The sequence below is a fragment of the Streptomyces sp. 13-12-16 genome (assembly GCF_002114215.1).
Taxonomy (GTDB): domain Bacteria; phylum Actinomycetota; class Actinomycetes; order Streptomycetales; family Streptomycetaceae; genus Streptomyces.
The window spans coordinates 1-6,669 of sequence record NZ_NCTE01000322.1 but is presented as its reverse complement, the minus strand read 5'-3'; the positions used below and the strand labels follow the sequence as shown (position 1 = coordinate 6,669).

General features: G+C 72.6%; 7 protein-coding genes. 4 read left to right on the top strand and 3 right to left on the bottom strand.

From position 1 onward, the window contains the following. A partial coding sequence (locus B7767_RS13760) for an MDR family MFS transporter (RefSeq protein WP_085572438.1) occupies window positions 1-1,758 on the bottom strand: 1,758 nt, incomplete at its 3' end. A gap of 155 nt (window positions 1,759-1,913) precedes the next feature. Next, window positions 1,914-2,357 carry an SRPBCC family protein gene (locus tag B7767_RS13755; protein WP_073931241.1) on the bottom strand — a complete coding sequence of 148 codons (444 nt, stop codon included), beginning with the start codon at window positions 2,355-2,357 and terminating at the stop codon, window positions 1,914-1,916. Between the two features lie 172 nt (window positions 2,358-2,529). On the opposite strand from B7767_RS13755, the gene B7767_RS13750 reads away from it, so the two are divergent. The 4 genes from B7767_RS13750 (at window position 2,530) to B7767_RS13735 (ending at window position 6,326) form a co-directional block, all read left to right on the top strand. After that, the gene (locus tag B7767_RS13750) at window positions 2,530-3,567 is read left to right on the top strand and encodes an Rv2578c family radical SAM protein (protein ID WP_085572437.1); all 1,038 of its coding nucleotides are present in this window, start codon (window positions 2,530-2,532) and stop codon (window positions 3,565-3,567) included. A gap of 139 nt (window positions 3,568-3,706) precedes the next feature. After that, window positions 3,707-5,287 (top strand): alpha/beta hydrolase, encoded by a 1,581-nt coding sequence (locus B7767_RS13745; protein ID WP_085572436.1) that lies wholly within the window; start codon window positions 3,707-3,709, stop codon window positions 5,285-5,287. A gap of 83 nt (window positions 5,288-5,370) precedes the next feature. Next, window positions 5,371-5,769 carry a RidA family protein gene (locus B7767_RS13740; RefSeq protein WP_085572435.1) on the top strand — a complete coding sequence of 133 codons (399 nt, stop codon included), beginning with the start codon at window positions 5,371-5,373 and terminating at the stop codon, window positions 5,767-5,769. A gap of 20 nt (window positions 5,770-5,789) precedes the next feature. Next, window positions 5,790-6,326 (top strand): GNAT family N-acetyltransferase, encoded by a 537-nt coding sequence (locus tag B7767_RS13735; protein ID WP_179167141.1) that lies wholly within the window; start codon window positions 5,790-5,792, stop codon window positions 6,324-6,326. On the opposite strand, the gene B7767_RS13730 is transcribed toward B7767_RS13735, so the two are convergent. After that, on the bottom strand, window positions 6,323-6,669 hold a 347-nt coding region (locus tag B7767_RS13730), incomplete at its 5' end, for a HEAT repeat domain-containing protein (RefSeq protein WP_373408213.1). The genes B7767_RS13735 and B7767_RS13730 overlap by 4 nt on opposite strands.

The following is a 6,669-nucleotide window of genomic DNA, read 5'->3' as shown; positions in this document are numbered from 1 at the left end:
TCCGGTGACGTCGATGAGGGTGAGCGCGGCGCGCGGTACGACGGTCCCGTCGGGGTGCTGCACGGTCCCGCAGACGGGGATGCCGCCGGTGTGCGGGGAACGGGGCGGGGCGGGGGTCCCCCCGCTCGGGGAGTGGGGGCGCGCGTGCGGCACCTGTGCCGCGAGGTGGGCCGGGTCGGCGGTGGGGGCGTGGTGGGACACCAGTGGTTTCTCCTTGAGGAAGAAGGCGATGAGCAGGCCGAGGACGAGCACCGGCACCAGGTAGAGGAAGACGCGCGGCATGGCGTCGGCGTAGGCCTGCACGTAGGCGTCGCGCAGCTCGGGCGGCAGCGCGTGGACGAGCTCGGGGGTGATCGACTCGGCGTCGAGCGGTCCGCTGCCCGCGTGCGCGGGGAGGCGCTCGTCGAGCGCGTCGGCGAGCCGGCCGGCGAAGAGGGTGCCGAAGACGGCGGCGCCGACGCTGCCGCCGATCTGCCGGAAGAAGTTGTTGGCGCTGGTGGCGGTACCGAGGTCGGCGGGGCGCACGGAGTTCTGCACGGCGAGGATCAGCACCGGCATCACCATGCCGATACCGGCGCCGAGGACGGCCATCCAGATGCTGTAGTGCAGCCGGGGCGTGCCGGTCTCCAGGCGGGACAGCAGCCACATGCCGACGACGGAGAGGGCGGAGCCGACGAGGGGGTGGAGCCGGTAGCGGCCGGAGCGGCTGATGAGCTGCCCGGAGACGATCGAGGCGCCGACGATGCCGCCCATCATGGGCAGCATCAGCAGTCCGGACTCGGTGGCGGAGGCCCCCTCGACCATCTGGAGGTACGTCGGCAGGTAACTGGCGGCGCCGAACAGGGCGACGCCGGTCACCAGCCCCACCAGGCCGGTGACGTTGAAGACGGAGTCCCGGAACAGCCGCAGCGGGATGAGGGGTTCGGCGGCGAAGCGCTCGACGACGAGGAAGAGGACGGTGGTGGCGGCGGCGCCCGCGCCGAGTCCGAGCACGACCCGGGAGTCCCAGGCGTACTCGGTGCCGCCCCAACTGGTCAGCAGTACCAGGCAGGTGGAGGCGGCGGCCAGCAGGAGGGTGCCGAGGACGTCGAAGCGGCCCCGTGCGGCCGGCTTGGGGAGTCTGAGCGCCAGGGCGACGACGGCCATGGTGACGATGCCGAAGGGGACGTTGACGTAGAAGCACCAGCGCCAGGAGAGGTGGTCGGTGAAGTAGCCGCCGAGCAGCGGCCCGGCGACGGACGCGAGGCCGAAGGCGGCGCCGATCAGTCCCATGAAGCGCCCGCGCCGGCGCGCGGGCACGATGTCCGCGATGATCGCCTGGACACCGATCATCAGGCCGCCCGCGCCGACGCCCTGCACCGCGCGGTAGGCGATCAGCTCGTCCATGGTGGACGCGCGGCCCGCCAGCGCGGAGCCGACGACGAACACGAGGATCGCGAACTGGAAGACGCCCTTGCGGCCGATCAGGTCGCCGAGCTTTCCGTAGACCGGCAGTCCGACGGTGGCGGTGAGCAGATAGGCGGTGATCGCCCAGGACATCCGGTCCAGGCCGTGCAGCTCGCCGACGATCCTCGGGAGCGCGGTGGCGACGATCATCTGCTCCAGGGCGGCGAGCAGCAGCGCCAGCATCAGCGCGAGGAAGACCAGCCGGACCCGGCGCGGGCTCAGGCCCTGCTCCACGACCGGGGCCGGGGGCGGTGGGCCCCCGGCCGGTGGTGCCGTGACCGGCTCGTCCTGCGTCAGAGTGATCCCGCCCACGTGCCGCTCCCCTCGTCGCACCGCCGGACAATTCCCGCGTAAAAGCGACAACTACGAGCAAGCGCGGTGAGTTACGGGATCGAGAAGGGTCGTAACGAGATCACTCGAAACGGTGAGGAGCCAACTCCGCACCGTTTACGACGGTTTGCCGCCCCTCACTTCTCGACCTCCGCGGCCAGCCGGGCCAGCAGGGCGTCGTAGATACGGGCGAGGCCCTTGGGCGCGAAGGTCTTCTCGAAGAAGCCGCCGATGCCGCCGGCGCCGTTCCAGACGGTGGTCACCACGACGCGGGAGCGGCCCTCACCGGCCGGGGTGACCCGCCAGGTGGTGACCATGGAGGAGTTGCGGTCCTTCTCGACCAGTTCGCCGTCGGTCGGCTCGGTGACCTCCAGGAGGCAGTCGCGCACGCGCTTGCTGGTGGCCTGGAGCTTCCAGTGCACGAGGGTGCCCTCGCCGTCGCCGCCCTCGCGGACCTCGTACTCGCTGTACTGCTCGGGCAGCACCTTCCCGCGGGTGCCGCTGTAGTCGGCGAGGGCGTCGAACACCGTCTCCGCGTCCGCCGCGACGATCCGCTCCGTAGTGGCCTCGACCTGCGCCATCGCTTACCTCCAGGGCATGGGTTCTCGGGGGTCGGGGCAAGCCAACCACCCCCGTGCCCGGCCGCCCAAATCGGGGGTCCGGATGTGATCGGGAGGGTGACCGAAGATGTCACTCGCACGATCAAGGGAACACTTGTTCTATTCTGTGCCGCAGCGACACCGAGGAGGCGTCATGCGCTGGGAGAACCTCTCACCGGGCTCCGAACACAGCCGGGCCGACACCGCCCTGTTCGGCGCGGAGACGGTCACGACCCGCACCTTCGACACGCCCGAGTTCGCCGGAATCACCTTCCACGAGATCCGGGCCCGCTCCATCGTCAACCGGGTGCCGGGGGCCTCCCGCATGCCGTTCGAGTGGACGGTGAACCCGTACCGGGGCTGCTCGCACGCCTGTGTCTACTGCTTCGCGAGGAAGTCCCACAGCTATCTGGACCTCGACACCGGCCTCGGCTTCGACAGCCAGATCGTGGTCAAGACGAACGCGCCCGAACTGCTGCGCCACCGGCTGGCCTCCCCCGGCTGGCGGGGCGAGCACATAGCGATGGGCACGAACGTCGACTGCTACCAGCGCGCGGAGGGCCGCTACCGGCTGATGCCGGGCATCCTCGCCGCCCTGCGCGACCACGCCAACCCGTTCTCGGTCCTCACCAAGGGCACGCTGATCCTGCGGGACCTGCCGCTGCTGAAGCAGGCCTCCGAGGTGACCGACGTGGGCGTCTCGGTCTCGGTCGGCTTCACCGACGAGGGGCTGTGGCGGACGGTCGAGCCGGGCACTCCGGCACCGGAGCGGCGCCTCGACGTGGTCCGGACGTTCACCGAGCACGGCATCGGGTGCGGGGTCCTGATGGCGCCGGTGATCCCGTTCCTCAGTGACCGCCCGGACCAACTGAGGGCGGCCGTGCGGGCCGTCGCGGCCTCGGGAGCCACCTCCGTCACCCCGCTGGTGCTGCATCTGCGGCCGGGCGCCCGCGAGTGGTTCACGGCCTGGCTCGGGCGGCACCATCCGTACCTGGTGGCCCGCTACCGGCGGCTGTACGCGGACGGCGCCTACGCCCCGAAGTGGTACCAGCGCCGCATCACCCGGCAGGTGCACGAGCTGGCCCAGGAGTACGGCATCGGACCCGCCCGCACGGAGACGCCCCGCCGGATCCGCGCCGCCGGGCCGGCCGGGCCCCCGGCGGCCGAGCCGACCCAACTGACGCTCCTTTAAGAGCGTTCGAGCGCTTCCGGCGATCCGATCGGGTCAAGAATCAGCAGAACATGTTCGGACGTGGCCCCATATCGGGACGATGCCGCGTGAACCGTGAGCCCCGCGGTCCGCAGCACCTCCGTCCTGGGAGGACCCCGTCATGAGAAGAAGCGCAGCCGTGCTGTGCGGTGCCGCCGTCGTCCTGGCCGGAAGCCTCACGGCCGCGCCCGCCGAGGCCGGCGCCCCGCGCGCCGCGGAGACCTTCCACGCCACGGAACCCCTGTGGAGGAAGTGCGGCACCGACGACTACCCGGCGTTGCAGTGCGCCTCCGTCGAGGTGCCGCTCGACCACACCGAGCCCGCCGGGCGGAGGATCACGCTCGCGCTGTCCCGCGTCCCGCACACCGCGAAGCGGTACCAGGGCCCCCTGCTGGTGAACCCGGGCGGCCCCGGCGGCAGCGGTCTGACGCTCGCCGGGTTCGTCGCGGCGGCGCTGCCGAAGGAGGTGGCCGCCCAGTACGACGTCATCGGCTTCGACCCGCGCGGGGTGGGCGCGAGCGAGCCGGCGCTGGACTGCGCACCGGACCACTTCGACCCGGTGCGCCCGGACCCGGTGCCGACCTCGCCCGAGGTCGAACGGGCCAACCTCACGCGCGTGCAGTCCTTCGCCGCGGCCTGCGGGCGCGAGCACGCGGATCTGCTGCCGTACGTCGACACGGACAGCACGGTGCGCGACATGGACGTGATCCGGCGGGCGCTGGGCGCGGAGGAGCTCAACTACTTCGGCTACTCCTACGGCACCTACCTGGGCGCCGTCTACGCCAAGCTGTTCCCCCAGCGGGTGCGGCGCCTGGTGCTGGACTCGGTCGTCGACCCCACCGAGGTCTGGTACGACGCCAATCTGAACCAGGACCACGCGTTCAACGACCGCCACCGCGCCTTCATGGCCTGGGTCGCCGAGTACGACCCGGCGTACGGGCTGGGCACCGACCCGGAGAAGGTCGAGGCCGCCTGGTACGCGATGCGCGCGGCCCTGAAGAAGGACCCGGCCGGCGGGAAGGTGGGCGCCGCCGAACTGGAGGACACCTACCTCCCGGGCGGCTACTACAACGGCTACTGGCCCTACCTCGCGGAGGCGTTCTCGGCGTACGTGAACGAGCGGGACGCCGAGCCGCTGATCGAGGCGTACGAGAACTTCGGCGCGAGCGACGCCGCCGGTGACAACGGCTACAGCGTCTACACCGCGGTGCAGTGCCGGGACGCCGCCTGGCCGCGTGACTGGCGGCAGTGGCGCAAGGACCACTGGGAGGTGTACGAGCGGGCGCCCTTCATGGCCTGGAACAACGCCTGGTACAACGCGCCGTGCGCGTTCTGGCCGGCCGGGTCCCTGCGGCCGGAGCGCGTCCGCAACGGCGAGCTGCCGCCCGCGCTGCTGTTCCAGGCGACGCACGACGCGGCGACCCCGTACCAGGGCGGTGTCACCGTCCACCGGCTGCTGGCTCACTCCGCCCTGGTGGTCGAGTCGGGCGGCGGCAACCACGGCGTCACGCTGAGCGGGAACGCCTGCCTGGACCGGCATCTGGTGGCCTATCTGGCCGACGGAACCGTGCCGCGCGGGGGCGGCGGTGAGGCCGACGCGGTGTGCGCGGCGCTGCCCGACCCCGAGCCGCTGACGTCGAAGGCGGCACCGACGTCGGCGCGCGGTTCGACCCTGCACGGCCTGCTCGGCTTCCGGAGCTGAGGCCTGACGACCCGTCGGGACGGGCTGTCGTACCCGTGGTCCGTCCGGGCCGGGCTGTCGTACCCGTGGTCCATCATGAACGCATGAGCTCTCCGACCCGCATCCCCGCCCCCGACGGCGTGGCCCCCGCGGCCCAGTACACCCACGTGGTGACGGGTACCGGCCGCTTCGTCGCCGTCTCCGGCCAGCTCGCCCTGGACGAGGACGGCCGGCTCGTCGGCGAGGGCGACGCCGGCGCCCAGGCCCGCCAGGTGTTCGAGAACCTGCGGCGCTGCCTGGCCGCCGCCGGGGCGACCTTCGACGACGTCGTGAAACTCACCTTCTTCGTGACGGACATGGCGCACATGCCGGCCATCCGCGCGGCCCGTGCCGAGCACATACCGGACGACCGGCTGCCGGCCGCGTCCGCCGTACAGGTCGCCGGGCTGGTCCGTCCGGAGTTCCTGATGGAGATCGAGGCCTTCGCGGTGGTGGGAGGGTGAGCGGGCTCGTGCTGCGGTCCATGACCGCCGGCGACTGCGAGGGCGTCGCCGGGATCCGGACACGCGGGTGGCGGCACGCGTACCGGGGTCTCGTCCCGCAGCCGTATCTCGACGGCCTCGACGTCGAGGCCGACGCCGCGCGGCACCGCGCCCGTCTGACCGGCGGTGACGGCGGCGTGGCGAACCTGGTCGCCGAGACCGACGGCGGCGAGCTCGCGGGATGGGCCGCGTTCGGCCCGTACCGGGACGGCGATGTGCGCACCGGGGACGCGGAGCTGTACGCCCTCTACCTGCTTCCCGAGCGCATCGGCCAGGGCGTGGGACGGACCCTGCTGACCGAGGTGATCCGCCGCTGCGCCGCCGCAGGCCACCCGCGCGTGCGTCTGTGGGTCCTTAAGGGCAACACCCGCGCCCGCCGTTTCTACGAGCGGGCGGGGTTCGGCGCGGACGGGGCGGAGGAGCCCTTCGAGGTGGACGGGGCGGAGGAGCCCTTCGAGGTGGACGGGGTGGTGGTGCCCGAGGTGCGGTACACGAAGGAGCTCACCGGGCGGCCCTAGCGCGGCCGGGGGATCCGGGCCAGTGCGTGGACCGCCGCCTCGGCCAGCGCCGGATGGGCGAGGGCGTCGTTGAGCACGGACTCGGCGCGCGGGTCGCCGAGTTCGCCCAGCCCCTCCACGCAGGCCAGCGCGACCCGGCGGTACGGGTCGTGGGGGCGCAGCCGCCGCCGCAGCGTGGTGATCAGGGCGGGGACCGCCTCGGGGGCGCGCAGTTCGGTGAGCAGGCGGACCGGGTGCAGGGCGTAGGCGACACGGAGTTCGTTGGTGGCGAGGGCGGCGGCGGCGCGGGCGGTGCGCGGGTCGCCCAGGCGGGCGAGGGCGTGGGCGGCGGCGGCACAGCGCG

Excerpts from the sequence above, each read along its gene's own strand:
- B7767_RS13750 (WP_085572437.1), top strand. The coding sequence starts at position 2,530 with ATGCGCTGGGAGAACCTCTCACCGGGCTCCGAACACAGCCGGGCCGAC.
- B7767_RS13740 (WP_085572435.1), top strand. The coding sequence starts at position 5,371 with ATGAGCTCTCCGACCCGCATCCCCGCCCCCGACGGCGTGGCCCCCGCG.
- B7767_RS13745 (WP_085572436.1), top strand. The coding sequence starts at position 3,707 with ATGAGAAGAAGCGCAGCCGTGCTGTGCGGTGCCGCCGTCGTCCTGGCC.
- B7767_RS13735 (WP_179167141.1), top strand. The coding sequence starts at position 5,790 with ATGACCGCCGGCGACTGCGAGGGCGTCGCCGGGATCCGGACACGCGGG.
- B7767_RS13755 (WP_073931241.1), bottom strand. The coding sequence starts at position 2,357 with ATGGCGCAGGTCGAGGCCACTACGGAGCGGATCGTCGCGGCGGACGCG.